Annotated in this window: 21 protein-coding genes; 8 read left to right on the plus strand and 13 right to left on the minus strand. The window is 73.0% G+C overall.

What is annotated here, in order from left to right:
- Positions 1–1,116, minus strand: coding sequence for an LLM class flavin-dependent oxidoreductase (locus tag ACIBD9_RS13090; protein WP_396717220.1), 1,116 nt, complete (start codon positions 1,114–1,116; stop codon positions 1–3).
- A gap of 173 nt (positions 1,117–1,289) precedes the next feature.
- Between ACIBD9_RS13090 and ACIBD9_RS13095 the strand changes: the two genes are divergently transcribed.
- From ACIBD9_RS13095 to ACIBD9_RS13110, 4 genes are read left to right on the plus strand one after another with little or no spacing between them, the layout of a single operon-like run.
- A complete protein-coding gene (locus ACIBD9_RS13095) occupies positions 1,290–2,354 on the plus strand; it encodes an ABC transporter substrate-binding protein (RefSeq protein ID WP_387168990.1) in 1,065 nt (354 codons plus the stop codon).
- Positions 2,351–3,130 carry an ABC transporter ATP-binding protein gene (locus ACIBD9_RS13100; protein ID WP_030490447.1) on the plus strand — a complete coding sequence of 260 codons (780 nt, stop codon included), beginning with the start codon at positions 2,351–2,353 and terminating at the stop codon, positions 3,128–3,130. Before ACIBD9_RS13095 ends, ACIBD9_RS13100 begins: the two co-directional genes overlap by 4 nt.
- The gene (locus ACIBD9_RS13105; RefSeq protein ID WP_396717223.1) at positions 3,120–4,004 is read left to right on the plus strand and encodes an ABC transporter permease; all 885 of its coding nucleotides are present in this window, start codon (positions 3,120–3,122) and stop codon (positions 4,002–4,004) included. Before ACIBD9_RS13100 ends, ACIBD9_RS13105 begins: the two co-directional genes overlap by 11 nt.
- 1 nt (position 4,005) lies before the next feature.
- Complete coding sequence (locus tag ACIBD9_RS13110) at positions 4,006–4,464, plus strand: RrF2 family transcriptional regulator (protein WP_396717225.1); 459 nt, start codon at positions 4,006–4,008, stop codon at positions 4,462–4,464.
- A gap of 356 nt (positions 4,465–4,820) precedes the next feature.
- Here the strand turns inward: ACIBD9_RS13110 and ACIBD9_RS13115 are convergent, their stop codons facing one another.
- From ACIBD9_RS13115 to ACIBD9_RS13145, 7 genes are all read right to left on the minus strand, one after another.
- Positions 4,821–5,021: a hypothetical protein gene (locus tag ACIBD9_RS13115; protein ID WP_091406170.1), complete on the minus strand. Its 201-nt coding sequence runs from the start codon at positions 5,019–5,021 to the stop codon at positions 4,821–4,823.
- Positions 5,022–5,364: 343 nt separating this feature from the next.
- Positions 5,365–6,678: a DEAD/DEAH box helicase gene (locus tag ACIBD9_RS13120; protein WP_396717227.1), complete on the minus strand. Its 1,314-nt coding sequence runs from the start codon at positions 6,676–6,678 to the stop codon at positions 5,365–5,367.
- 223 nt (positions 6,679–6,901) lie between these two features.
- Entirely contained in the window at positions 6,902–7,105 is a 204-nt protein-coding gene (locus tag ACIBD9_RS13125; RefSeq protein WP_007464836.1) for a cold-shock protein, read from the minus strand.
- 226 nt (positions 7,106–7,331) lie between these two features.
- On the minus strand, positions 7,332–10,829 hold the full coding sequence (locus ACIBD9_RS13130; RefSeq protein ID WP_396717229.1) for an ATP-dependent helicase: 3,498 nt from the start codon (positions 10,827–10,829) through the stop codon (positions 7,332–7,334).
- Between the two features lie 79 nt (positions 10,830–10,908).
- Positions 10,909–14,568 (minus strand): ATP-dependent helicase, encoded by a 3,660-nt coding sequence (locus tag ACIBD9_RS13135; RefSeq protein WP_396717231.1) that lies wholly within the window; start codon positions 14,566–14,568, stop codon positions 10,909–10,911.
- 169 nt (positions 14,569–14,737) lie between these two features.
- Positions 14,738–15,283, minus strand: coding sequence for a TIGR00730 family Rossman fold protein (locus ACIBD9_RS13140; RefSeq protein WP_387169012.1), 546 nt, complete (start codon positions 15,281–15,283; stop codon positions 14,738–14,740).
- Complete coding sequence (locus ACIBD9_RS13145) at positions 15,283–16,137, minus strand: TIGR00730 family Rossman fold protein (RefSeq protein WP_396717233.1); 855 nt, start codon at positions 16,135–16,137, stop codon at positions 15,283–15,285. The genes ACIBD9_RS13140 and ACIBD9_RS13145 overlap by 1 nt, the downstream gene beginning before the upstream one ends.
- Positions 16,138–16,291: 154 nt before the next feature.
- Here ACIBD9_RS13145 and ACIBD9_RS13150 point away from each other — a divergent pair, with 154 nt between their 5' ends.
- Positions 16,292–16,459 (plus strand): hypothetical protein, encoded by a 168-nt coding sequence (locus tag ACIBD9_RS13150; protein WP_396717235.1) that lies wholly within the window; start codon positions 16,292–16,294, stop codon positions 16,457–16,459.
- A gap of 50 nt (positions 16,460–16,509) precedes the next feature.
- On the opposite strand, the gene dapE is transcribed toward ACIBD9_RS13150, so the two are convergent.
- Positions 16,510–17,583, minus strand: a complete 1,074-nt coding sequence (gene dapE, locus ACIBD9_RS13155) for a succinyl-diaminopimelate desuccinylase (RefSeq protein WP_387169021.1) — start codon at positions 17,581–17,583, stop codon at positions 16,510–16,512.
- Between the two features lie 78 nt (positions 17,584–17,661).
- On the opposite strand from dapE, the gene dapD reads away from it, so the two are divergent.
- Entirely contained in the window at positions 17,662–18,621 is a 960-nt protein-coding gene (gene dapD / locus ACIBD9_RS13160; protein ID WP_112675716.1) for a 2,3,4,5-tetrahydropyridine-2,6-dicarboxylate N-succinyltransferase, read from the plus strand.
- 51 nt (positions 18,622–18,672) lie between these two features.
- Here the strand turns inward: dapD and ACIBD9_RS13165 are convergent, their stop codons facing one another.
- Entirely contained in the window at positions 18,673–22,092 is a 3,420-nt protein-coding gene (locus ACIBD9_RS13165) for a S8 family serine peptidase (protein WP_396717238.1), read from the minus strand.
- A 76-nt stretch (positions 22,093–22,168) separates the two neighbouring features.
- On the opposite strand from ACIBD9_RS13165, the gene ACIBD9_RS13170 reads away from it, so the two are divergent.
- Together ACIBD9_RS13170 and ACIBD9_RS13175 are read left to right on the plus strand one after the other, a co-directional pair.
- Positions 22,169–22,726 (plus strand): sugar O-acetyltransferase, encoded by a 558-nt coding sequence (locus tag ACIBD9_RS13170; protein ID WP_396717240.1) that lies wholly within the window; start codon positions 22,169–22,171, stop codon positions 22,724–22,726.
- Positions 22,727–22,771: 45 nt separating this feature from the next.
- Complete coding sequence (locus ACIBD9_RS13175; RefSeq protein WP_396717242.1) at positions 22,772–23,410, plus strand: dihydrofolate reductase family protein; 639 nt, start codon at positions 22,772–22,774, stop codon at positions 23,408–23,410.
- Between the two features lie 34 nt (positions 23,411–23,444).
- On the opposite strand, the gene ACIBD9_RS13180 is transcribed toward ACIBD9_RS13175, so the two are convergent.
- From ACIBD9_RS13180 to ACIBD9_RS13190, 3 genes are read right to left on the minus strand one after another with little or no spacing between them, the layout of a single operon-like run.
- Entirely contained in the window at positions 23,445–24,092 is a 648-nt protein-coding gene (locus tag ACIBD9_RS13180) for a nucleoside/nucleotide kinase family protein (protein WP_396717244.1), read from the minus strand.
- On the minus strand, positions 24,092–24,742 hold the full coding sequence (locus ACIBD9_RS13185; protein WP_396717246.1) for an SIMPL domain-containing protein: 651 nt from the start codon (positions 24,740–24,742) through the stop codon (positions 24,092–24,094). Before ACIBD9_RS13185 ends, ACIBD9_RS13180 begins: the two co-directional genes overlap by 1 nt.
- Positions 24,743–24,752: 10 nt before the next feature.
- On the minus strand, positions 24,753–25,781 hold the full coding sequence (locus ACIBD9_RS13190) for a prephenate dehydrogenase (protein ID WP_396717248.1): 1,029 nt from the start codon (positions 25,779–25,781) through the stop codon (positions 24,753–24,755).

Consider the following 25,781-nt stretch of genomic DNA (forward strand, 5'->3'; position numbering starts at 1 on the left):
CTAGCGCGTCGACACCTCCGCCACCCGCGACCTTCCCGGAGCCGCCGCGACCGGGGCGGTCACCAGGGGCAGCACCTCGGCGCCGACCCGCTCGGCCTCCTCGCGGTGCGGCCAGCCGGAGAGGATGAACTCGTCGACGCCGAGCGCGGCGTACTCGTCGATCCGGGCCGCGACCTCGGCGTAGCTGCCGACCAGCGCGGTGCCGGCGCCCTCGCGGACCAGGCCGACGCCGGCCCAGAGGTTCGGTGCGACGGTGAGCCCGTCGGTGCGGCCGGCGTTCAGCGCGGCCATCCGGGCCTGACCCACCGAGTCCATCCGGCGGAACCGGGCCTGGGCGGCGGCGATCCGCTCCGGGCTCATCCCGGCCAGCAGCCGGTCGGCCTCCGCCCACGCCTCGGCGCTTGTCGAACGGGCGATGACGTGCAGCCGGAGGCCCGTGCGCAGGGTGCGGCCCTGCTCCGCGGCAAGCGCCCGGACCCGGGCGACCCGGGCCGCGATCGACGCCGGCGGTTCACCCCACATCAGGTACACGTCGGCCTGTCGGGCGGCCACCGTCTCGGCGGCCGGGGACGCGCCGCCGAAGTAGACCGGCGGCGGCGCGGCGAGCGGGGTGGCCAGGCCCCCGCCGTCGACCCGGTAGTGCTTTCCGGCGTAGTCGAACGGCCCGCCGGCCCAGGCGCGGCGAAGCACCTCGACGAACTCGCCGGTGCGCGCGTAGCGGTCGTCGTGCCCGAGGAAGTCGCCGTACGCCCGCTGCTCGGCGGGGTCGCCCCCGGTGACGATGTTGAGCGACAGCCGGTCACCCGAGATGGCCTGGAACGCCTCGGCCTGCTGGGCGATCAGGGTGGGCAGCGCGAAACCGGCCCGGACCGCGACCAGCATGCCGAGCCGCTCGGTGTGCTGGGCGACCGCCGCGCAGACGATCCACGGGTCGGGGCAGCCGGCACCCACCGGTGTGAGAACGGCGGTGAACCCGTTCGCCTCGGCGGCCCGGCCGACCTCGGCCAGGTAGGCCACCGTCGCGGCCCGGTCGTGCCTCGCGGCCCCCGCGGTGACGGTGGCGGCACCGACCTGGTCGCCGTCGCCGGAGGTGGGCAGGAACCAGTGGAAGGTCATCGCGAAGTCGCCTCTCTGCCGGTGACCGAATGCCGATTACCCTAGCAAGCTGGTAGGAAATACCGACATAACTGAGACGCGCCATCCCGCCATGTGGATGGGCCTTGACGCTGAACGCAGCCTGGCCCACTCTTCCTACCAACTAAGTAGGAATACTGCGGATTGGATGGACGATGAGACGGCTCCCCCTGCGCCGGTTGGTCACCCTGGCCACCCTCGCCGTGGTCGGCGCGGCGACCCTGGGCAGCACCGCCGCGTGCGGCGACGACAGCGAGGGCGCGGGCGGCAGCTCCGGCCCGGTGACGCTGCGCCTCGGCTACTTCCCCAACATCACCCACGCGCCGGCGGTCGTCGGCGTGGAGAAGGGCATCTTCGCGGAGAAGCTCGGCACCAACGTCAAGCTGGACCCGAAGACCTTCAACGCCGGCCCGGCCGCCATCGAGGCGGTCTTCTCCGGCGCGCTGGACGCCACCTACATCGGTCCGAACCCGACCGTGAACGCCTTCTCCAAGTCCAAGGGCGAGGCCGTCCGGGTCATCTCCGGCGCGGCCTCCGGCGGCGTGGCGCTCGTGGTCAAGCCCGCCATCACCGGTGTGCAGGACCTGAAGGGCAAGAAGATCGCCACCCCGCAGCTGGGCAACACCCAGGACGTGGCGATCCGTTACTGGCTCAAGCAGCAGGGCCTCACCACCACCAAGGAGGGTGGTGGTGACGTCAAGATCGTGCCCCAGGAGAACGCCCAGACCGTCGAGACGTTCAACAGCGGCGCGATCGACGGCGCCTGGGTGCCCGAGCCGTTCGTCTCCCGCCTGGTCAACGCCGGCGGCAAGGTGCTGGTCGACGAGCGCGACCTGTGGCCGGACAAGAAGTTCGTCATCACCAACCTGCTGGTGAGCACCAAGTTCCTCAAGGCGCACCCGGACGTGGTGCAGAAGCTGGTCGACGGCCAGGTGGCCGCCAACGAGTTCGTCAACACCAAACCGGAGGAAGCGCAGCAGGCCATCTCCGACGCGATCGGCAAGATCACCGGCAAGCCGCTGGACCTGAAGCTGATCAAGCAGGCGTGGCCGACGTTGGAGTTCACCAACGACCCGATCTCGTCCTCGCTCAAGGCCGGGCTCGACCACGCCGTCGACGTAGACCTGACCGAGCCGGTGGACCTCAAGGGCCTGTACGACCTGAAGTACCTCAACAACGCGCTGAAGGCGCAGGGCAAGCCCGAGGTCGTCCAGCCATGACGTCGACCACGACGACGCCGCAGAGCGCGACCACCGCGGTCGCGCTCTCCGGCGTGACCAAGGTGTACGGGCGCGGGGCGAACGCCGTCCTGGCTTTGGACGGTGTGTCGCTGGACGTCGCGCCCGGCGAGTTCGTCTGTCTGGTCGGCGCGTCCGGCTGCGGCAAGAGCACGCTGCTCAACCTCGTGGCCGGGCTGGACCGGGTCAGCGGTGGGCAGATCACCCTGGCCGGCGACGCCAACCCGGGCCTGATGTTCCAGGAGCCGGCGCTCTTCCCGTGGCTGACCGTCGACGCCAACGTGGAGGTGCCCCTCAAGCTGCGCCGGCTCCCCCGGGCCCAGCGCCGCGAGCGGGTGGCCGAGCTGCTGCGGACCGTGCACCTGGCCGACTTCGGCCGCAAGCGCCCGCACGAGCTCTCCGGCGGAATGCGGCAGCGTGTCGCGCTGGCCCGCACGCTGGCCCTGGACACTCCGGTGCTGCTGATGGACGAGCCATTCGGCGCGCTGGACGCGATGACCCGGGACATCCTGCACGACGAGCTGGAGCGGATCTGGTCCGAGCGCAAACTCTCGGTCCTCTTCGTGACGCACAACGTCCGCGAGGCGGCCCGACTGGCCGACCGGATCATCCTGCTCTCCAGCCGACCCGGCCGGATCATCTACTCCACCGAGGTGAACATCCCGCGCCCTCGTCGGATCGACTCCCCCGAGGTCGCCGCCATCGCCGCCGAGGTCACCGAGCGACTCCGTACGGAGGTGGGCCGCCATGGCCAGTGACACCCTCACCAGTTCGGCGCGTACCGACGCGGAGATCTCCGGGCTCGACGCGTTGGAGATCGCCGGCCGGGACAAGGAGGTCTCCCGGGGCGCCCGGATCTGGGCGGCCACCTGGCCCAAGCTCGCCGCGCTGGCCATCACCATCGCCGCCTGGCAGTTCGTGGTCTGGACGGGTTGGAAGCCGCCGTACTCGTTGCCGGGGCCGCTGGAGGTCGGCCGCGAGCTGATGACCCAGGTCCAGGGCCCGCAGCTCTGGGAAGGCATAGCCACCACGTTGCGTCGGGCCGCCGTCGGGTACGTCTTCTCGGTCGCCGTCGGCCTGCTGCTCGGCCTCGCGGTGGCCCGGTCCACGGTGCTGCGCGCCGCCATCGGATCGATGATCACCGCGTTGCAGACCATGCCGTCGATCGCCTGGTTCCCGCTGGCCATCCTGCTCTTCGAGCTGAGCGAGAAGGCGATCTTCTTCGTGGTGGTGCTCGGCGCGGCACCGTCCATCGCCAACGGCGTGATCTCCGGGGTGGACTACGTGCCGCCGCTGCTGCTGCGCGCCGGCCGCAACCTGGGCGCCCGAGGTCTCAACCTCTACCGGTACGTCATCGCACCGGCCGCCCTGCCGGCCATCGTCGCCGGCCTCAAGCAGGGCTGGGCGTTCTCCTGGCGCAGCCTGATGGCCGGTGAGCTGCTCGTGGTCGGCATCTCGCAGACCTCACTCGGCGCTCAGCTCACCTACTCCCGCGAGTTGTCCGACTCGCCCTGGCTGCTCTCCACGATGATCGTCATCCTGGTCGTCGGCCTGGTCGTGGACGCCGCGTTCGGCGCGGCGGACAAGGCGATCCGGCGTCGCTGGGGCGTACTGGACCAGGCTGGTCAGTGACGTGTTCGTCTCCGCGCGCAGCGACTACGCGCTCCGGGCGATGCTCGCCGTCGCCGCCGCCGCTGGTGGCGGCGACGGCGACAGGGTCGGCGAGTTGGTGAAGGCGGCCAGCCTGGCCGAGGTGCAGGACATCCCGCTCAGCTTCCTGCAGGGGATCCTGCTCGACCTGCGCCGGGCCGGCCTGCTGCACAGCCATCGCGGCGCCGACGGCGGGTACGCGCTGACCCGCCCAGCCGACGAGATCACCGTCGGCGACGTGCTGCGCGCGGTCGGCGGCTCGCTCACGACGGTGCGCGGTCTGCCGGCCGAGCGGGCCGGCTATCACGGAGTGGCCGCCGGGCTCACCGACGTCTGGCTGGCGGTGCACGGTGCGATCGCCACGGTCGTCGACAGCACCACCCTGGCCGACCTGCTCACCCAAGCCCCGAGTCCGGTCAGCACCGACGCACCGCTCTCATGATCGCGCTCGATCATTGATGTAGTGGCCTCGCCCGCGCGGCGAGGGGCCTACTTCCTGGATCGAGCACGATCGTGAACGGGGGCGCCGCGCTCGGGCGGCGGCGTTCGCGCTCGGGCGGCGGCGTTCGCGCACGGGCGGCGGCGTTCGCGCACGGGCGGCGGCGTTCGCGCACGGGCGGCGGCGTTCGCGCACGGGCGGCGGCGTTCGCGCACGGGCGGCGGCGTTAGCGCACGGGGCGCGACCGAGGAGGACGTGTTGGTGATGTGGTCGGGTCGGTGCCCCGCCGACCCGACCACATCTCGTACCGATCCTGACCGGGCCTGCCCCTCCTCCGGCACCGGTAGGCCGGTCGCCGCTCAGCCCACGTGTGCGGTCGCCGGGCCGAGGCCCGGGTCGCCAGGACTGTGCAGCTCCACCAGACCGGCGGGAGCATTACCCGCCGGGGTGGCATGCCAGGGTGCGAAGGCCGCGACCATGGCGAGCAACAACCCGGCGAGCGCGACCGCGACCACCAGGATCAGTTCGCGCAGTGCGCCCGAGCCGGCTTCGCCCGCCATGGTCACCCCTCCCGTGCCGGGCCCCCCGCCCGGCTTCCCCCGAGGGTCAGCCTCGACCACGACCGGCCGGGGCGCAGTCGGCCAGCCGACCCAGCGGAGGCTGATTACCGACTCAGCAGAGCGGGCCGCCCGGCGCCGCCGGCTGACCGGTCGGGCGGCACGGGACAGCCGACCGGCCCGGCGGCACGGCCCGCTGAGCGGCCGGCGGCACGGCCCGCTGACCGGCCGGCGGCACGGCCCGCTGAGCGGCCGGCGGCACGGCCCGCTGAGCGGCCCGGAACACCGCGCAGACAGAACCGACCCGCCCCGCCGAAGCGGAACGGGTCGGTCGACGCGCAGAAGATCAGACGGTACGGGGGCGGCGCGGGCGACGGGACCGGCCCGACGCGCGGTGCACCGGCCGGGCGCCACCGTCGGTGGTCGCGCCGCCGGAGGTGCGGACCCGAGCGGCGGGCGCCGGCGGAGCGACGATGGTCACCGGCACGCCGGACGGCTCGCGGGCACCGGTCACCCGGGCCAGCGCGCCGTCACCCGGGCGCACCTGGACCGACTCGGGCCGGATGCCGGCGGTGGCCATCAGTCGGGACACGTCCCGACGCTGCTCCGGCAGGACCAGGGTGACCACGGAACCGGACTCGCCGGCCCGGGCGGTACGGCCGCCCCGGTGCAGGTAGTCCTTCGCCTCGGTCGGCGGGTCCACGTTGACCACCATGTCCAGGCCGTCCACGTGGATGCCACGGGCCGCCACGTCGGTGGCGACCAGGGCGGTCACCTGACCGTTGCGGAACTGCTCCAGGATCCGGGTGCGCTGCGGCTGGGACTTGCCGCCGTGCAGCGCGGCCGCGCGTACGCCCTTGGAGAGCAGTTGGCGGGCCAGCCGGTCGGCGCGGTGCTTGGTGCCCATGAACAGGATGGTGCGGCCCTCACGGGCGGCGATCCGGGTCAGCGCGTCGGGCTTGTCCGCGGCGTCGACGTGCAGCACGTGGTGGGTCATCGCGGTAACCGTCGCGGTGCCCGGGTCCACCGAGTGGGTGACCGGGTTGCTCAGGAAGCGACGGACCAGCCGGTCCACGCCGCCGTCCAGGGTCGCGGAGAAGAGCATCCGCTGCCCCTGCGGTGCGACCTGCTCCAGCAGCTTGGTGACCTGCGGCAGGAAGCCCATGTCGGCCATCTGGTCGGCCTCGTCGAGCACGGTGATCTCGACCTGGTCGAGCCGGGCGTCGCCACGGTTGATCAGGTCGTGCAGCCGGCCGGGGGTGGCGACGACAACCTCGGTGCCGGCACGCAGGGCGTCCGCCTGCCGCTGCAACGACAGCCCGCCAACGACGGTGGCGCAGCGCAGCCCGACAGCGCGGGCGTACGGGGCCAGGGCGGTGGTGACCTGCTGAGCCAGTTCGCGGGTCGGCACCAGCACCAGGGCCAGCGGGCGACCCGGCCGGGCCTTACGGCCGGCGGTGCGGGACAGCAGCGGAAGCCCGAAGGCGAGGGTCTTGCCGGAGCCGGTACGACCCCGGCCCAGCACGTCCCGGCCGGCGAGCGAGTCGGGCAGCGTCGCCGACTGGATCGGGAACGGCTCGGTGATGCCCTGCGCGGTCAGCGCGGTGAGCAGCGCCGGCGCCAGACCGGTATGAGCGAACGAAGGAATAACTGTGGTCATGCGGAAGCCTTCCTCGACGCGGCACGTGTCGAGGGAGGGCGCCGAAGTCGGCGCTGTCACCGGCGGAAAAAGGCCGCCAGGACTCACAAGCACGAACCGAAAGGGAGTACAGGCCGGCCCGCCGCCGGGCTGCCGCCTGCGTACGCAGGCGGCAGCGGGGCGGGCCGGTCCCGTCACCGTCACACCCGGAGGGCACGACAGGTAATGCTGACCGATCCGAAGATCAGAGCGGGCGGATGTTCTCCGCCTGCGGGCCCTTCTGGCCCTGGGTCACCTCGAACTCGACCCGCTGGTTCTCGTCCAGGCTCCGGTAGCCGGAGGACTGGATCGCCGAGAAGTGGGCGAAGACGTCAGCGCCGCCGCCGTCCGGGGTGATGAAGCCGAAGCCCTTGTCAGCGTTGAACCACTTCACGGTGCCAATAGCCATGTGTTTCGTCTCCTTGACGGAACGTCGGACACGCACTTGTTGCGTGCCCGAAGAGGAGCGCTCCGCGCGGGGATGCGCGAATCGCCTGTCGCTTCTGGTCGCCCCGCCCGGAGAACTCCGGACACAACAAAGAGCGCCTGGGGCCACAATCCCGCCAGGCGCACACAGAGTCTCTGGTAACCAAAACTGCAACCCGGTCAACCTACCACGGTTTTCCCCGCAGTAGTCAATGTTGGGCAGAATCCTCGGGCAACTGGGCGATCATGGCGGTGAGGCCCGTCACATCCAGCAGGTCGGCGGGCCGGACGGTCACCCCGTGCCGGACGTAGTGGAACGCCGCGCCCACCCGGTCGACCGGCACGCCGGCCAACTCCGCCCAGGCCAACCGATACACGGCCAGCTGTACGGCGGCCACGTCGGCCGCCGTACCGGTGGGCTGCGCGCCGGTCTTCCAGTCGACCACGTCGAACCGGCCACCCGGCCGGGCGAAGACCGCGTCCATCCGGCCCCGCACCACCACTCCGGCGATCACCGTGGCGAACGGCACCTCCACCTCCACCGGTGACCGGTCGGCCCACTCGCTGGCCAGGAACCGCTCCTGGAGCTCGACCAGCGCCTCGTCGGGTGCGGCATCGGCGTCGGCGGCGCCGGGCAGCTCGTCCAGGTCCAGCAGGCGGTCGGCGCCGAAGCGCTGCTCCAACCAGGCATGGAAGGCGGTGCCTCGACGGGCGTACGGGTTGGGCTCGGCCGGCACCGGACGGCGCAGCGTACGGGCCAGCGCCGCCGGATCCCGCCGCAACGCGACCAGCTGGGTGACGCTCAGCGCCCCGGGCAGCGCCACCTCGACCGCACCGGAGAGCCGGGTCAGCTCGGCGCGCTCCGCCAACAGCAGGTCCGCCTCACGCTGCCAGCGCGCCACCTCCGGATCCACCTCCGGCTCAGCCTCCGACCCGACCGGAGCCACCGGCCCGGCGAGCGCCGACCCGACCGGCGCCACCGACCCGGGAGGCACCGGCCCGACCGGCGCCACCGGCCCGACCGCCGCCGGCCCGGGAAGCACCGGCCCGACCGGCCCGGGAAGCACCGCCGCCGGACCGTCGGCCATCAGGCGACGCACCAGCCCGGCGGCCTCGGCCAACGCCGGCCGGCGACCGCCCAGCGGGTCGGCCGGCCACTCCGCGCGGAGCACCACCTCGGCCGTGGGGTTCGTCGCGTCGGGGGTCGGCTCCGGCGCCCACGCGTCGATCAGGTGCCCCGGCCCGCCGTCGAGGCAGGCGTCGTACACCTCACGCAGGAAGACCGACGGACCTCGCGGTCGCTTCGTGCCCTCCCCCCACCAGTAACCGGAGCAGAGCAGCAGCCGGCGCGGCCGGGTCACCGCCACGTACGTCAGCCGGCGTTCCTCCCGCTCGTCGTGGGCCCGCCACGCGTCGGTGAAGTCGGTCACCGCCCGCGCCACGGCCCGCTGGTCCCCCGCCTCGTCGAGCGCCAACTCGGGCAGCCCGTCGGCGTCGCCGCGCAGCGGGAACGGCAGCACGCCCAGCCCACCCAGCCAGTGGTCGGAGTTGCGGACCGGCCCCGGCCACAGCCCACGACTGAGCCCGGCCACCGCCACCACGTCCCACTCCAGGCCCTTGGCCGCGTGCGCGGTGACCACCTGCACCGCGCCTTCCACCACCTCGACCTCGCCCGGCGCCAGACCGCGCTCCTCGTCCTCGGCGGCGGCCAGGTAGGACAGGAAGCCGGACAGGGTCGCGCCGGGCGTCTCCCCGCTGAACCGGGCCGCCACGTCGCCGAGCGCGTCCAGGTGCCCCCGGGCCAGACCCGCGTCGCCGGCGCCGTCCCGGCCGGCCCGCACCGCGACCTCCACGTCCAGGCCGATGGTCCGCTCGATGTCCGCGATCAGGTCCGGCAGCGCCTGGTCCAGTCGGTAGCGCAGCAGCGCCAACTCCCGGCCGTACGCGCGCAGCCGCGCGAACCCCTCCGCCGAGTACGCCTGCGCCGGCCCCAGGTCGGCCAACGCCTCCACCAGGGTCGCCTCGTCCAACAGGTCGGGGCTGATCTCCGAGGCCTCGTCGGCGGCCACCTGTCGCCGGGCGTTCGCGATGGCCCGAGCCCGTCGGTGCAACGCCACCAGGTCACGCGGCCCGATCCGCCAACGGGCGCCGGTGAGCAACCGCAGCAGCGCGGCGCCGTCGGTCGGGTCGGCCAGTACCCGCAGCGTGCAGACCACGTCGCGTACCTCGGGGGTGTCCAGCAGGCCACCCAGACCGACCACCTCGACCGGAAGGCCCCGCTCACGTAGCGCCGACTCGATCGCCGGGATCTGGCTGCGTACCCGGACCAGCACGGCGGTCGTCGGGCGCCGCGCCACCGGGATGTGCTCCGGGGCGGCGCCCGGCATCCCGGCCGCTCCGCGCCAGGCGGCGAGCACGCTGTCGGCGATCCAGTCGGCCTCGTCGGCGTACGTGGGCAGCATCGCGCAGTGCACGGTGCCGCCGGCCGCACCGCCCGGGCTGCGGTGCGGGATCGGGTCCCGGACGGTCAGCGCGGAGCGCAGCTCCGGCACCCGGGCGCCCGCAGCCCGCAGCGGGGTGGAGAGCGCGTTCGCCACCCGGAGGATCTCCGGCCGGTTGCGCCAACTCGTGGTGAGCCCCAGCGCCGGGGCCGGCTCACCGTTGGCGCGGGCGAACTCGGTGGGGAACCGGTCCAGGGTGCCCGCGCTGGCCCCCCGCCAGCCGTAGATCGACTGGCACGGGTCGCCCACCGCGGTCACCGGGTGCCCGCCACCGAACAGCGCGTTGAGCAACACCACCTGGGCGTGGCTGGTGTCCTGGTACTCGTCGAGCAGCACCACCCGGAAGCGGTCCCGCTCGATCACACCGACCCCCGGGTGGTCCCGGGCCACCCGGGCCGCCCGGGCGAGCTGGTCGGCGAAGTCCATCGCCTCGAAGTCCTCCTTGCGCCGGGCGTACGCCCGCACCAGCGGCAGCAGACGCAACCGGGTCTGCTGGAGGGTGAGCGCCTTGCGCACGTCGGCGTACACCCGGCCCGGCCGGGACTGCACCTCGGCGAAGAACCGACCGGTCCAGGCCGCCAGGTCGTCCGGCGCGACCAGATGCTCGTCCAGCTCCCCGGCGAGCGCCAGCACCGCGTCGGTGATGGTGCTCGGCATCCGGTCCACCTCGGACATGTCGCCGTCGTAGTTGCGCACCAGCAGGTCGACCAACTGCCAGCGGGACGCCTCGGTGAGCAGCCGGGTGGACGGCTCGTAGCCGGCCCGCAGCCCGTGCTCGGTGACGATCCGCCCGGCGTACGAGTGGTAGGTGGAGACGGTGGGCTCGCCCGCGAGCGGATCGTCGAGTGGGTCCCGTCCCTGCCGGCCGAGGCGGCGGATGAGCTGGTCGAGCCGGGTTCGTACCCGATGGGCCAGCTCGCCGGCCGCCTTGCGGGTGAAGGTCAGCCCGAGGATCTGCTCCGGGCGCACGTACGAGTTGGCCACCAGCCAGACCACCCGCGCGGCCATCGTCTCGGTCTTGCCCGACCCGGCGCCCGCGACCACCAGCAGCGGCTCCACCGGAGCGGCGATGATCGCGGCCTGCTCCCGGGTGGGCGCCGGCAACCGCAGCAGCTTGGCCAGCTCCACCGGGGTGTACCGGGGGCCGGAGTCCGCGAGCCGGGGCGTCGGCGCGGGACCCGCGCCGAACAGGGTGGGCTGACTCACCGTGCCGTCTCAGTTCCCAACACCGGCGCACTCCTCGCCCTCACGGGTGCCGTCCCAGGTCGCGACTGGGCTCGCACGCTCACTCCTCACCCTCACGGGTGCGCCGGACGGTGGGCGGCTCGACGACCTGGCGCCCCTGCCCGGAGACCGGGCAGCTGGTGCGCACCGGGCAGACCCGGCACTTCGAGTTGGCCACCGCCGCGAACGTGGCGGCTGCCATCGTATCGGCGGTCCGCCGGACCAGCGCGGTCGCCCAACCGGCCGCCGGCCCCTCGCTGGCCGCCGGCTGATTCTGCTCCCTGGCGTCCTTGGCGGAGGTGCCGAGCTGCACCAGCGCGGCACCCCCGGACTCGTCACCGAACTCGGCGAACGCCCCCGCCTCCACCGCCGCCTGGTACGCGCCGAGCTGCGGGTGCTCCGCCAGGTCGGTGCCGGTGACAGCGGTGGACTTGCCGGTCTTCAGGTCGATCACCACGAGCCGCCCGGCCTCGTCGACCTCCAGCCGGTCGACCCGACCGGTCAGGTCGACGGGCCGGTTCGGGTCGTCCAGGCGGACGGCGAACTCGTGCTCGATAGCGAGCAACCGACGCGGGTTGGTGGCCAGCCAGCGCAGCAACTTGTCGACCATCGCCTCGGCGCGTTCCCGCTCCGGCTCGGCCATCCACCGGGCCGCCAACTCGATCGCGTCGAACCGGGCGGCCACGTAGTCGAGCAGCGCACCCCGGTCGGCACTGGCGTCCTCGGCGAGCATCGCGGCGGCGTGCACCAGGTTGCCCACCCCCTGCGCGGTGCTGGTCGGGCCGCTGCCGCCGTGCCGTTCCAGCAGCCACCGCAGGCTGCACCGCAGCGCGCTCTCCATGGCCGACGGGGTGACCCGCACCGGCTCGCCGTCGTCGACGAGCGGCCGGTCGTCGGAGAGCACCCGCAGCCCCCACCAGTCGTCGGGGTGCGCACCGGGCACCCCGGCGGCGGCGAGCCGGGCCAGTTCGACCGCCGCGGCGCGCCGCCGGGCCGCCGGGGCCGCCGGGTCGGTGATGGCGGTACGCAGTTCCGCGACCAACGCCGGCAGGGTGAGCGCCCGGGGTGGACGGGTCACCGGCAGTGCCCCGGGGCGGTCCGGCTCCTCGTCGGTCTCGCCCGCCGCGGCGCCGCCCCCGGTGCCGCCCGGGGACCGCTCGGTGCGGGGACCGGGCGGCGGGGTCGTCGTCGGGCTCGCCGTCGGCGGCAGACCCTGCGGGGTCGGCGTTGGGGGCAGGCCCTGCGGGGTCGGCGTTGGCGGCGGGGTCGGCGTTGGCGGGGTCGGCGTTGGCGGGGTCGGCGTTGGCGGCGGGGTCGGCGTTGGCGGGGTCGGCGTGGGCGGCGTTGGCGGCGGGGTGCTCGGGCCCAGCTCGTGCAGGAACCGGCTGGGCTGCTCCTCGTGGTCGTCACCGCCGACGGCGGCCGACGCCACGGCGCTGACCAGCAACCGGTGCCGGGCCCGGCTGATGGCGACGTGGAAGAGCCGGCGCTCCTCGTCCAGCAACGCCGAGGTCTGACCCACCACGTTCGCCGCGGTCGCGCCGTCGACCGACCGGCCGGCCAGCACGTCGACCAGCCGCTCGGAGCCGAGCAGGCTGCCGCGCAGCCGCAGGTCCGGCCAGATGCCCTCCTGCACGCCGGCCACCGCGACCAGATCCCATTCCAGGCCCTTCGCGGCGTGCGCGGTGAGCAGGCGTACCGCCGCACCCCGGTCGGCGGTCGGGGCGATGGTGTCGGCCGGCAGGTCCTGGGCGAGCACGTGGTCGAGGAAGACCTCGGTGCGTGCGCCGGGCAGCCGGTCGGTGAACCGGGCCGCCGCGTCGAAGAGGACCAGCACGGCGTCCAGGTCGCGGTCGGCCGCCTCGGCCCGCCGGCGCCGGGCCAGGTCGCCCTCGCCGGCCTCCGGACGCCCCTGGTTGATCGCGCCGGCCCACCGCTCGGCGAGGCCACTGGCGTGCCAGACGGCCCAGAGCACGTCCTCGGCCGTCGCACCCGGCCGACCGGCGGCTTCGCGTGCGATGGCCAGCAGCCCGGCCACCGCCTGTGCCGGCTCCGCCCAGCGGCGCTCGATGCCGGCCAACTCCTCCGGGTCCTGCAACGCCTCGACGATCAGCTCCCCGGAGGGGCGTCGGTCACCGCCGGCCAACGCGAGCGCACGCAGGCCCTGCCGCAGCCGCCGCTCGGCCAGCGGGTCGGCCCCACCCAGCGGCGAGTGCAGCAGCGCGACGGCCGCCTCCTCGTCGAGTCGTTCCGGCTCCAGCGCGCAGCGCAGCAGGAGCAGCAGCGGCGCGACCGCCGGTTGCAGGTGCAGGGGCAGGTCTTCGCCGTGCACCACGGTGGGTACGCCGGCAGCGTGCAGCGCCCGTCGCAGGGTGGGCAGCTGCAACGCGGTCGACCGCACCAGCACCGCCATCCGTGACCAGGGCACGCCGTCGAGCAGGTGGGCCGAGCGCAGCGCGTGGGCCAGCCAGGCGGCCTCGCTGGTCGCCGAACGGAACGTGTGCACCTCGACCACGCCGGGCGGCGCGTCCGGCAGCGGGTGCAGCCGACGGTGCGCGGCCGGACCCCGCAGCCGGCGACCCAGCCGGGCGATCGCCGCGAGCAGACCTGGCCCGGCCCGGTACGACGTGGTCAGCAGCACCTGTGCGGCCGGCGCGCCGGAAGCCGTCCGGAAGCGGTGCGGGAACGTCGCCACCCCGGCCGGGTCGGCGCCCCGGAAGGCGTACGTGGACGAGTCCGGGTCGGCGAACGCGACAAGCGACTTGCCGCCCCCGGCGATGACCGAGAGCAACTCCTGTTGGGCGGGGTCGGTGTCGGCCAGCTCGTCCAGGTAGACGTGGGCGAGCCGACGGCGCTCGGCGGCCAGCAACTCCTCGTCGTCGCGCAGCAGCCCGGTGGCCGCGCGGACCAGCTCCGCCGGGTCGTACGCGATGGAGCCCCGGTTGCTGACGTCGCGCAGCGCGAGCACGGCGACGTACTCCCGGAGGAAGCGGGCGGCGGCCGGCCAGTCGGCGCGGCCGAGCTTCTCACCCAGCCGGGCCAGGTCCATCGGGCCCACGCCGCGCTCGGCGGCGCGCATGAGCAGGTCGCGCAGCTGGCCAGCGAACGCTCGGGTCCGCAGGGCGGGACGCAGGTCGGTCGGCCAGCCGACCGGGTCGTCCTCGGGCTCCTCGCCCACCACGTCGAGCAGCTCACGGATGATCAGATCCTGCTCGGGGCCGGTGAGCAGCCGGGGTGACGGTTCGCCCCGCTCGGCGGCGGCGCGGCGGAGCAACCCGAAGGCGTACGCCGGGAAGGTGCGCACCAGCGGCTCGCGCAGCACGCGGTGGCCGTCCTGCGCGATCCGGGCCTCGATGCGCTGCCGCAGGGCGGTGGCGCCTCGGCGGCCGAAGGTCAGCACGAGGATTCGTTCGGGGTCGACCCCCTCGGCCACCCGAGCGGCGACCGCCTCGACCAGGGTGCTGGTCTTGCCGGTGCCCGGGCCACCGAGGACGAGCATCGGCCCGTCGGTGTGCCCGACCACCTCGGCCTGCACCGGATCGGCCCGCCAGCCACCGTCACCGACGGCCAGCCCAGGCCCGGCCACGCCATCGGGCCCACCCGACGCGCCGACACCGCTCCCGGATGTGCCGCCGCTGGCGGGCACGGAAGCGCTGTCAGGCGTCGCCCCGTCCCCCCGCGACGGCCCTCCGGGCCGCCGCACCAACCGGTACGCCTGCATCAGCTCATCCCATCAGACCCATACGACACCCACCCACCCAAACCCCACCCCACCACCGCACCCCATCCACCCCCGTCGATCATGGAGTTAGCGACGCGACACGCCGACAACGACGTCGCTAACTTCATGATCGACGCGGACGAGGCGGGGGTGGGGGCGGGCAGGCGGGTCAGGTTAGGTGGGATTCCAGGACGTTGAGGGCCTCGGTGACTGTGGTGGTGACCGTCAGGAGGTCGCGGCCGGCGGGCTTGAGGAAGGTCTGGTCGGCCAAGCCGTCCAGCCAGTCCAGCAGGGGGCGGTAGAAGCCGTCGGTGTCGATCAGCACCATCGGCTTGGTGTGCAGGGCGAGGGTGGCGGTGGTCCAGACCTCGAACAACTCGTCCAGGGTGCCCAGCCCGCCGGGCAGGGTGAGGAAGGCGTCCGACTTGTCGATCATCAGGGTTTTGCGGCTGGCCATCGAGTCGGTCACCAGCAGCTCGTCCGAGGCCAGGTCGGCGACTTCCAGATCGACCAGCGACTGCGGGATCACGCCGAGGGTGCGTCCACCGGCGGATCGGGCGCCGTCCGCCAGCGCGCCCATCATGCCGACGCAGCCACCACCGCTGACCAGCGTGTGCCCGCGCCGGGCCAGCTCCGCGCCGGTCTCGGCGGCCAGGTCCAACCAGCGCTGATCGAGGGTACGGGAGGAGGCGCAGAAGACGCAGATCGCCGCCATCAGTCCTGGTCCCGAGCCTGAACGGCTGCGGCCTGCTGGTCTGCCCCGGTGCGGGCGACGGCCTCCTCGCGGACCGCCTCCTGCTCGGCGGAGAGCGCGGCCTCCGACGCGACGATGTAGCGGACCGCTTCGTTGACGTCGTCGGTGAGACAGATCAGGTCCAGGTCGACCGGCCCGATCTTGCCGGTGGCGGCCATCGTGTCGCGCAGCCAGTCAAGCAGACCCTGCCAGTAGGCGACGCCCATGAGCACCACCGGGAACCGGGTGACCTTGCCGGTCTGCACCAGCGTGAGCGCCTCGAACAACTCGTCCATGGTGCCGAACCCGCCGGGCAGTACGACGAACGCCTGGGCGTACTTGACGAACATCGTCTTGCGGGCGAAGAAGTAGCGGAAGTCGATGGCCAGGTCGACCCAGTCGTTGATGCCCTGCTCGAACGGAAGCTCGATGCCGAGCCCCACGGAGAGACCGCCGGCCTCGCTGGCACCGCGGTTGGCGGCCTCCATCACTCCGGGCCCACCTCCGGTGATCACCGCGTAGCCGGCTCGGGCCAGTGCGCCGCCCAACCGCTCGGCCAACTGGCACTCGGCGCTGTCCGGCGCGCTGCGCGCGGAGCCGAAGACGCTGACCGCCGATGGCACGTCGGCGAGGGTGTCGAAACCCTCGACGAACTCGGCGAGGATGCGCAGCGCGCGCCAGGCGTCCTTGGTCTTCCAGTCGCCCCGCCCCCGTGAATCCAGCAACCGCTGGTCGGCGGTGCTGCTCGGGATCGCCCCTCTACGCAGGGTGACCGCGCCGCGATGCCGCTCCTGTCCTGGACCGCGACCGGCCTCCCGCCCGTTGTTCTGGCTCATGGAGCAACCGTAGTGGAGCAGCACCGGCCGGGTGCGCGGGGCGGGGACGCCGAGAAATTGTTCGGGATCATGGGCAACTATTCGGCGCTCCCGTACGTCTTACTATTCACATACCGGGTATGCCCGGGCGCGCGCCTTCGGGGGAGGAGACAGCGTGATCAGCAACAACGAGATGATCCGGATCCGTCGCCAGATGCAGCGACGGATCCAAGACGTGGTGGCCGAGCGCCGCCGCACCCGGCAGCAGGACGCAACCCCCACCTCCCCCACCCCATCCGGAACCGATCAAGAGGTTTGCGTCGCCGACAACGGGCCCGGCTGACGCAAACCTCTTGATCACCGGGGCGACCGGACGCGACGGGGCGACCAGGGTCAGGCCGGGGCTAGCCAGCGGTGCAGGGTTGCCGCGCCGTCGCGGATCTTGCTGATCTCGACGTGCTCGTCGGGGTGGTGGGCGAGGTTCGGGTCGCCCGGGCCGAAGTTCAGCGCGGGGATGCCCATCGCCGCGAACCGGGCCACATCCGTCCAGCCCAGCTTGCCGATCGGCGCGGCGCCGACCGCCGCCAGGAACTCCTTCGCCGGGGCCGCCTCCAGCCCGGGCGCGGCGCCGGCAGCCGTGTCGGTGACGGTCACCTCGAAGCCGGCGAACACCTCACGCAGGTGCGCCTCGGCCTCGGCCGGGGTGCGATCCGGGGCGAACCGGTAGTTGACCTCGACCTCACAGTGATCGGGGACCACGTTGCCGGCCACCCCACCGTTGATCCGCACCGCGTTCATGCCCTCGCGGTAGTCGCAGCCGTCGATGGTGACCCGGCGCGCCTCGTACGTCTGGAGGCGGCGCAGCACCTCACCGGCGGCGTGGATGGCGTTCACCCCGTGCCAGGAGCGCGCCGAGTGGGCGCGTACGCCGGTCGTGGTGACCACCGAGCGCATGGTGCCCTGGCAGCCGGCCTCGACGATGCCGTACGTCGGCTCCAGCAGCACCGCGAAGTCCGCCTGCAGCCACTCCGGGAAGGCTTGGGCGACGAGGTTGAGCCCGTTGTACCGGGACTCGATCTCCTCGGCCTCGTAGAAGAAGTACGTCACGTCGTAGCGCGGATCGGGCAGGGTCACCGCCAGGTGCAGCGCGTACGCGGTGCCGGACTTCATGTCGGAGGTGCCACAGCCGTACATCAGGTCGCCGCGCATGGTCGACGGGAAGTTGTTGTTCAACGGCACCGTGTCGAGGTGCCCGGCCAGCACGACACGTTGGGACCGACCGAGGTCGGTACGGGCCATCACCGTGTTGCCGTGCCGGTGGGTGGTCAGGTGCGGTACGCCCCGCAGCACCTCTTCGACACAGTCGGCGATCGCCTTCTCGTTGAGGGACACGGACTCTATGTCGACCAGAGCGCGGGTCAGCTGCACCGGATCGGCGAGGACCTCGGGGGTAAGCGGGTTCTCCATGGTTCGCACGGTACCTTCAGGTCTGTCAGCGCGAGGAGCGAGCCGAGGTCAGCCCGGCCGTGACCGAGAGGTGTAACAGTGACGTCCGCAGATTCCGCCTGGGGCATCGGCCTGGCTACGGTCACCGCCGACGAGCAGGTGCTCGATACCTGGTACCCGACCGGCAAGCTGGGCCTGGGCGAGCTGCCGCTGGTCGCCGGCGAGGACAAGGCGGACGTGCTCGACCTGCCGCCGGCCGCGCTCGGTGACCGGCCCCTGCCTGGTCTGCGTACCGTGCAGGTGGTCACCGTGATCGGCTCGCTGGACGACCCGATCAAGGACGCGTCCGACGCGTACCTCCGGTTGCACCTGCTCTCGCACCGCCTGGTGCGACCCAACCAGCTCAACCTGGACGGCATCTTCGGCAAGTTGGCGAACGTGGCCTGGACGTCCGCCGGGCCGTGCCCCCCGGAGCGGGTGGACGAGTTGCGGGTGATCGAGCGGGCCGCCGGCCGGCACCTGGCGGTGTACGGGGTCGACAAGTTCCCCCGGATGACCGACTACGTGGTGCCCTCCGGGGTGCGGATCGCCGACGCCGACCGGGTCCGCCTCGGCGCCCACCTGGCCGCCGGCACCACTGTGATGCACGAGGGCTTCGTGAACTTCAACGCCGGCACCGTCGGCACCTCGATGGTCGAGGGGCGGATCGTGCAGGGCGTGCTGGTCGGCGACGGTTCCGACATCGGCGGTGGGGCCTCCATCATGGGCACCCTCTCCGGCGGCGGCACCGACAAGATCAGCATCGGTGAGCGGAGCCTGGTCGGCGCGAACGCCGGCGTCGGCATCTCGCTCGGCGACGACTGTGTGGTCGAGGCCGGCTGCTACATCACCGCCGCGTCGAAGATCACGCTTCCCGACGGCCGGGTGGTCAAGGCCCGCGAGCTGTCCGGCGTCGACGGCCTGCTGTTCTGGCGCAACTCGGTCACCGGCGGGCTGGAGGCCCGGCCGCGCACCGGCCGGGGCATCGAGCTGAACGCCGCCCTGCACGCCAACGACTGACGGACCCGCCGGGTCCGCGGCACTCGGCCGCGGACCCGGACGGGGTACGCCTCAGCGCAACCGGTACGCCTGGATGATCCGTTGGGTCACCGTGTTACCGGCGGTGTCCCGGGCGGTGGCCCGCAGCGACGCGTAGCCGGGGCCGGCCGGATGCCGCAACAGGGCCGCCCAGCCGTCCGCCGAGGTGCGGACCAGCTTCGCCTTGCTCCAGGTCTTCCCACCGTCGTAGGAGACGTCGACGGTGAGCTTTTCCACCCGGTTGGCCGGCGCACCGGGCTGCCGCTGCACCCGAACCGGGACGATGAAGCCCTGCCCGGCCGGAGCGCTGTTGTCCACCCGCAGTGGCGGCGCGAAGCGGATCGCCGACAGGGGCAGTCGAACCGGCGTCTCACCGGCGACGTGCCGCGACCGGAAGGTCCAGCTGGACTCCACCTCGGTGCTCAGGTCGGTGAAGCTTCGCTTGGACGACGTGACGAGCCGGTAGTCCGCCGCACCCGGTGGCACGGTGAACTGTCCGTAGCCGGCGTACTCGCTCTCGCCGACCAGCTTGCCGTCGCGCCAGAGCTTGGTGTGCTCACTGTCGCTCAGCGAGCCGCCCGGGTGCCCGGCCGCGTCGCTGAAGATCGGCACGTCGACCAGGATGGTGTCGCCGACCCGGGTGACGCTCTGCTCGGGCCAGCGCGGGTTCGGGAAGGACGGTGCGTACGGCGCCTGGTTCCAGACCTCCTGCACCGTCCGCCCGGCCCGGTACGCGGTGGGGACGGAGAAGAGCACAGCCTTCGGGTTCAACCACCCATCCTCGTCCCGCGTTCCGAAGTAGATGTCGGATTCCCACTTCACGCCCTTTGTGTTGTAGTACTCGACCCGCTGGCCGGGCACGGCGGTGGGCAGGACCACGGCGGAGCCGCCGACGTTGTACTCCAGCACGGGGTACACGGTCCGCTCGGCCTCGATGCCCGGGTCGCCACCGCGGAACTTGTGCACGACGGTGGCCAGGTCCCGTCGGGCGTAGTCGCGGACGAACCCGGTGGGCATCCGGCCGGGGATCGCTTCGGCCAGCGCGTACAGGTACGGGCTGTCGGCCGTGTCCGGCTTGGTCCACTGGCTGCTCACGGTGCCGACGAACCGGTCCGCGGAGACCGGCTTGCCGAGCTGACCGCTGGTCAGGCCGGTGAACGTCTCCGCCCAGAGCCCGATGCCGTACCCGCTGCCGTCGGCGGCCGTGAAGTTGCCGCTGACGTCGATCAACTCCGGGGTGACGTTGCGGTCCGGAACGGTCATGCGTACCGGCTTGGCCCGGCGGGCGTCCACCACGATCCGGGTGTCCCGCTCGACGGTCACTTCGGGCTGCATCAACAGGGACATCCCCCGCTGCTCATCCTCGGGACCGGGCTCGAAGACGAGGCCGCTCAGGCCGTAGTGCCCCTTGGGCACCCGCACGGTGGCCACCCCGTCGGAACTGACGAGGTCCCAGGAGCCGTAGGTGTCCATCCCGACCAGCAGGGTCCAGTGGTCCGCCGTACGCGCACCGGCGCGGTTCAGGTGCTCCACGGTGAGCGTGTAGCTCTCCACCTCCCGGTTCACGGCCAGCGGGGTGACCGCGACCGCTGCCCCGGACCGGGCCACGATCCGCCCGGTCCAGTAACCGTCGGCGTCGCCGAGCCGGGTGTCCGTGGTGACGGTCGTGGCGGCCGTGCCGCCCGCCGGCACGGTGAGTTGGTTGGCGCCCAGCTGGAACAGGCCGGCCGGCAGTGCCCGACCGCCGGGGCCGGCACCCTCGATGCTCAGGTCCACGGTGACCGGGGCCGGACCGTCGTTGCGCCAGGTCACCGTGCGGGTGATCGGGGCGTCGTCATTGTGCGGCCAGAGCGTACGCCCGAACGAGACGCTCACCGGGTCGGTGGTGATCTGCTGGGTGATCGCGTGTGCGACGTCGATCCGCCCGGCACCCTGCTGGTAGGCGGTCTGGTCCGGGTGCGGCTTGGCGGCGGCCATCAGGGTGGCCTTGAGCCGGTCGGCCCGCCATCCCGGGTGCTGCTGGGCCAGCAGCGCGGCCGACCCGGCCACGTGCGGGGTGGCCATCGAGGTGCCGGAGAGCGTGACGTAGCGGTCCCCCACGGGATCGCCGATGGAGCCGTTGGCGGACCGCGCGGCGACGATGTCGACGCCGGGCGCGGTGATGTCCGGCTTCAACGCGTCGTCGCCGACCCGCGGGCCCCGGCTGGAGAAGTCGGCCAGCTCGTCGTCGCGGTCCACCGCACCCACGGCGAGCCCGGCGTCGGCGCTGGCCGGGGAGCCGACCGAGCCGTCCGAGCCGTCGTTGCCGGCGGCGAGGACGAAGAGCGTGCCGGTCTGGGCGGTCAGGGTCTGCACGGCCTCCTCGATCGGGTCGACCTCCGGGGTGTCCCAGCCGCTGAGGCTCATGTTGACCACGGCGGCCTTCTTCTCCACCGCGGCCCACTGCATGCCGGCGAGGATCGCCGAGTCGGTGCAGCCCACGTCCTCACAGACCTTGCCGTCGAGCAGCGTCGCGTCCGGCGCCACGCCCCGGTACTTGCCGCCGGAGGCCGCGCCGGTGCCCGCGATGGTCGAGGCCACGTGGGTGCCGTGGCCGACCGTGTCCCGAGCGTCGGCGACCTCGGTGAAGTTGCGCGCCTCGGCCACCTTGCCGGCCAGGTCCGGGTGGGTCGCGTCGACGCCGGTGTCCAGCACCGCGACGGAAACTCCCGCGCCGGTGAACCCGGCCGCCCAGGCCGCGGGCGCGCCGATCTGCGGCACGCTGTGGTCCAGCGTCACCCGTCGATAGCCGTCCAGCCAGATCCGCTCGACGCCCCCCGCCGCGTCGAGCCGGGCCCCAGCGGGACCAGTGGTGACCTTCGCCCACACCGCGCCGAGGGAAGACTTGTCGCTGTTCAGGGCGGCACCGCGAATCACCGGCAGGTCGCGGGTCAGCTGCGTGCCGGGCAGAGCGGCCTGGGCACGCCGGGCGGTACCCGTCGAGCCGTACGCCACCAGCAGCGGCAGGGTGTTGCGGTGGGCGTCGTCGTAACCCGCCTCAACCAACCCGGTGACGTCGAAGAGTCGCCGGTCCACTTTGCCGGAGCGCAGCAACGGCACCGCGTCCGTCGGCGTCACGGAGAGGCGCCCGCGCTCGCGCTGGATCAGGAACTGCACGTCCTCGCGGCCGGCGCCGGGCCGGACCGAGGCGCCGGAGGCGGTGACGGTGACCCGGTCACCGGTGATCAGCGTGACGGTGGTCGAACGGTTGGCGATGGGTCCACCCGGAGTGGACTGTGGACCGGTGCCGCCCGGTGGGGCGGGTGCGGCGGTTGCGGCTGAGACCGGAGCCGGCGCGGAGAGCGCCAGCGCGAACACGAGGCCGAGAGCGGCCAATCTTCTTCCCTGGTGCAACGGATCCTCCTCGTCAAGCGTCTTGATGGATGGAGTCACATTGACAACCCAGAATTGCATACTCGGTATGTAAAATGAAGGCCGAAATATGACGGACCCGCCACGAGCCGACGAACCGGGCCGGCATGATCGGGCGGTGACCTCCATGAAGGACAAGATGCTCGCCGGTGAGCCATACATCGCCGACGATCCCGAGATCATCGCCGACCTCGACCGGGCCGCCCGGCTGATGGAGCGCTTCAACACCAGTCCCGCGGCCGATCCGCAGGCCCGAATCGCGGCACTGCGGGAACTCCTCGCCGAACTGGGCGAGGACACCTGGATCCGCCCACCGTTCTACTGCGACTACGGCTGGCAGATCCGGATCGGCCCGCGCAGCTTCGTCAACTACAACGCCGTCTTCCTCGACGTCGCTCGGATCACCCTCGGCGCGGACGTCCAGGTCGGCCCGAACGTGCAGCTACTCACCCCGACGCACCCGGTCGAGCCGGGCCCGCGACGGGACAAGTGGGAGGCGGCCAAGCCGATCACCATTGGCGACAACGTGTGGCTCGGCGGTGGCGCGATCGTGCTGGCCGGCGTGACGATCGGCGCGAACACCGTCGTCGGCGCGGGCGCGGTGGTCACCCGGGACCTGCCCGCCAACGTGGTGGCGGTCGGCAACCCGGCCCGGCCGGTCCGTCAACTCGACTAGGGTGCGCCATCAGGACGTTGTTCAAGCGGGAACACGGAGGACAGCATGGGCACCATCCACATCGACCTCTTCGCGACACTCGACCTGGTCGCCCAGGCGCCGGGTGGTCCCGAGGAGGACCCCGAAGGCTTCCCGTACGGAGGGTGGCAGGCACCCCTGTTCGACGAGACGGGCGGCCGCCAGGTCATGGACGGCATGCGGGGCATGGACGCGCTGCTCCTGGGCCGCCGTACCTACGACATCTTCGCCGCGTACTGGCCCAACCAGACCGACGGCGTCGACGGAGGGATAGCCACCCTGTTCAACAGCATCCCGAAGTACGTCGCCTCGCGTGGCAACCCGGATCTGGACTGGACGGGCTCGACACACCTCGGACCCGACCTGGCCAGCGCCGTTCGCGCGGTGCGGGACAAGCACGAGAAGGTCCACGTGATCGGCAGCCTGAACCTGGTGCAGACCCTCCTGCACGAGCGACTCTTCGACCAGCTCAACCTGTGGATCTTCCCCATCGTGCTGGGCGTCGGCAAGAAGGTGTTCGACGGAGGCGAGGTGCCGGCCAACCTGACACTCCTCGAACCACCCGCCACGACCGACACGGGCGCGGTGCTCCTGCGGTACGGCCTCGCCGCCGGAACGCCCGGCACCGGCGACATGAGCCGCCCGAACCGCGGAGTAGCGGAGTAGCGGAGTAGCGGAGTGGCGTCCCGACGGTCCGCGGTCAGGCCGCCGGGGGCTCCGACAGTCGGACCACCAGGTCAGCCCGGTCGGCGGTGGGGGTGATCAGGGCGGCGTTCGACTCGTCGCTGCCCAGCGCCCACGCCCGCGCCTGCTCCGGAGACCGACCGAACGCCTCGTGCCGGGCGGTCAGCCGGCGGTGCCGCACCTCGGCGTCCAGGTCGAGAAACCACGCCTCGTGCAACAACGGCCGGATCTCCTGCCAGGGGAGATCCGGCAACAGCAGGTAGTTGCCCTCGGTCACCACCAGCCGGACCGACGGTGGCACTTCGATCGCTCCGGCCACCGGCTCCTCCAGCTCCCGGCGGAACTCCGGCGCGTAGACCGACGTCGGCTCCAACCGGTGCAGCCGGCGCAGCAGCGAGACGTACCCGTTGGCGTCGAAGGTGTCCACCGCGCCCTTACGGTCGGCGCGGCCCAGACGGACCAGCTGCGACTGCGCCAGGTGGAAGCCGTCCATCGGCACCAGGCGGGCCGCCGACCCGACCTCGGCGACGATCCGCTCGGCCAGGGTGGACTTCCCGGCGCCCGGCGCACCGGCGATGCCGAGCAGTTGTCGCGGGCCGGCCTCGGCAAGCACCAATGCCCGCGCCACCAACTCGTCGGCGGACAGCACCCGGGCCGGCGGCATCAGCCCAGAACCGGGTCGCTGATGGTGAACCGCGCCTGCACCGCCGCCTGCACAGTCTGCGGCTGCGGGTCCAGCTCGAGCTCCGGCGGGCCACCACCCGCCCCGGCGCCCCCGGCGAAGGCCGCACGGGCGAACATGGGCCGGTCGGCGGGGCCCGCGTCGGCCAGCTCGATCAACGAGGTGACCCGGGCGCCCAGCGCCTCCGCGTACTCCCGGGCCCGCAGCAACGCGTCGCTGATCGCGGCGTGCCGGGCCGCACGGTGGGCGGGGCTGTCCGGACGAAGCTCCCACCACGGGCCGGCCACCTCGACCTGGTCCTGGTCGGCGAGCCGGAGCATCAGCTCACCCAGCGCGGTGAAGTCGGTGACGGTGACGGTGGTGGTGACACTGCCGTGCCAGGCGACCACCCGCTCACCCGAACGCCGGGTCTCCGGCCGCACGCGCAGGTCGCCGGTCTCCCGCCGCGCCACCGCCGACCCGGAGCCGTCCAGCAGCACCCGGACCGCCGCGGCCCGCTCGGCCAACCGGGTCAGCGTCGCCTCCCGGTCCCGGTCACGGGCCGTCGCGGTGACCGCGAACCGGGCCAGCTCGGGCGGCACCTCCCGGTACGCCTCGCCGCGCACCTGCACCACCGGACTGTCCACCGCCATGCCCCTCAGCCTAGTCAGCCACGGGAAGCCACGCGGCGTAGGAAACCGCGCCCGGATCGACCTGACACCCGCTCAGGTGCCCACCGGCGCCGCCCAACTCGCGCAGCCAGGTCACCTCGGCGCCGTGGTCGCCGTCGGCCGCGAACCGCCGGGACTGACCGGTGAACCGCCGGTCCAGCAGCGCCGACCGGGCCGCCCTGGCCTCGGCGTAGCGGGCGATGAGCGCCGGCGCGTCGTCGGCCCGCAGGGCGGCGGCAAGCCCGTCCAGGAACGCGGAGACCTCGGCCAACTCGTGCAGTACCCGGTCCCGGTTGCCGAGCAGCATGTTCGCGGTCCGTTCCGCCGGAGTGCCGGCGACCCGCGTACCGTCGGAGAAGCTTCCCGCGGCCAGCGCCAGCACCGCGTCCCGCAGCGGCGCCCGCTGCGTCGCCCCGGCCAGCGCACCCGCCAGCAGGTGCGGCACGTGCGAGGCGAGCGCGGCCACCGAGTCGTGTGCCGGCGCGGCCATCGGCACGACCCGGGCGCCGAACAACTCCACCAGCAGCCCGGTCAACCAGCGGAAGGCAACAATCGCGGCACCGGGGGCTGGGCAGAGCACCCAGGCCGCACCGGCCAGCAGGGTCGGCGAGGCGGCGGTCAGGCCGGCGGACTCCGCGCCGGCCATCGGATGCCCGGGAACGAACCGTTGGGTGAGCCCGAGCCGATCGGCCGTCTCGGTCACCTCCACCTTGGTGCTGCCGACATCGGTGAGCACGCAGTCCGGCCCGGTCAGCTGGGCGACGCGGGCCAGCGTGTGCGGCAGGGTGGGCAGCGGGCCGCAGAGGAAGACCACGTCCCGGTCGGCCACGGCCTGCTCGATCGTGGCCGGGGCGACCACACCCCGGAGCTGGGCGCGCTCCCGGGTAGCCGGGTCCGGATCCCATCCGACGACGTCCAGGCCGGCGTCGGCCAGGCGCAGCAGCAGCGAGCCGCCGATCAGCCCGGTGCCGATCACGGCCGCGCGCACCCTGGCGTACCGCCCGGTCGTGCCGTCGGTCAT

It is taken from the genome of Micromonospora sp. NPDC050784, assembly GCF_044456765.1.
GTDB classification, from domain to species: Bacteria; Actinomycetota; Actinomycetes; order Mycobacteriales; family Micromonosporaceae; genus Micromonospora; species Micromonospora foliorum.

Excerpts from the sequence above, each read along its gene's own strand:
- ACIBD9_RS13090 (WP_396717220.1), bottom strand. The coding sequence starts at position 1,116 with ATGACCTTCCACTGGTTCCTGCCCACCTCCGGCGACGGCGACCAGGTC.
- ACIBD9_RS13095 (WP_387168990.1), top strand. The coding sequence starts at position 1,290 with ATGAGACGGCTCCCCCTGCGCCGGTTGGTCACCCTGGCCACCCTCGCC.
- ACIBD9_RS13100 (WP_030490447.1), top strand. The coding sequence starts at position 2,351 with ATGACGTCGACCACGACGACGCCGCAGAGCGCGACCACCGCGGTCGCG.
- ACIBD9_RS13105 (WP_396717223.1), top strand. The coding sequence starts at position 3,120 with ATGGCCAGTGACACCCTCACCAGTTCGGCGCGTACCGACGCGGAGATC.
- ACIBD9_RS13115 (WP_091406170.1), bottom strand. The coding sequence starts at position 5,021 with ATGGCGGGCGAAGCCGGCTCGGGCGCACTGCGCGAACTGATCCTGGTG.
- ACIBD9_RS13120 (WP_396717227.1), bottom strand. The coding sequence starts at position 6,678 with ATGACCACAGTTATTCCTTCGTTCGCTCATACCGGTCTGGCGCCGGCG.
- ACIBD9_RS13125 (WP_007464836.1), bottom strand. The coding sequence starts at position 7,105 with ATGGCTATTGGCACCGTGAAGTGGTTCAACGCTGACAAGGGCTTCGGC.
- ACIBD9_RS13135 (WP_396717231.1), bottom strand. The coding sequence starts at position 14,568 with ATGCAGGCGTACCGGTTGGTGCGGCGGCCCGGAGGGCCGTCGCGGGGG.
- ACIBD9_RS13140 (WP_387169012.1), bottom strand. The coding sequence starts at position 15,283 with ATGGCGGCGATCTGCGTCTTCTGCGCCTCCTCCCGTACCCTCGATCAG.
- ACIBD9_RS13145 (WP_396717233.1), bottom strand. The coding sequence starts at position 16,137 with ATGAGCCAGAACAACGGGCGGGAGGCCGGTCGCGGTCCAGGACAGGAG.
- dapE (WP_387169021.1), bottom strand. The coding sequence starts at position 17,583 with ATGGAGAACCCGCTTACCCCCGAGGTCCTCGCCGATCCGGTGCAGCTG.
- ACIBD9_RS13165 (WP_396717238.1), bottom strand. The coding sequence starts at position 22,092 with ATGCAATTCTGGGTTGTCAATGTGACTCCATCCATCAAGACGCTTGAC.
- ACIBD9_RS13175 (WP_396717242.1), top strand. The coding sequence starts at position 22,772 with ATGGGCACCATCCACATCGACCTCTTCGCGACACTCGACCTGGTCGCC.
- ACIBD9_RS13180 (WP_396717244.1), bottom strand. The coding sequence starts at position 24,092 with ATGCCGCCGGCCCGGGTGCTGTCCGCCGACGAGTTGGTGGCGCGGGCA.
- ACIBD9_RS13185 (WP_396717246.1), bottom strand. The coding sequence starts at position 24,742 with ATGGCGGTGGACAGTCCGGTGGTGCAGGTGCGCGGCGAGGCGTACCGG.
- ACIBD9_RS13190 (WP_396717248.1), bottom strand. The coding sequence starts at position 25,781 with ATGACCGACGGCACGACCGGGCGGTACGCCAGGGTGCGCGCGGCCGTG.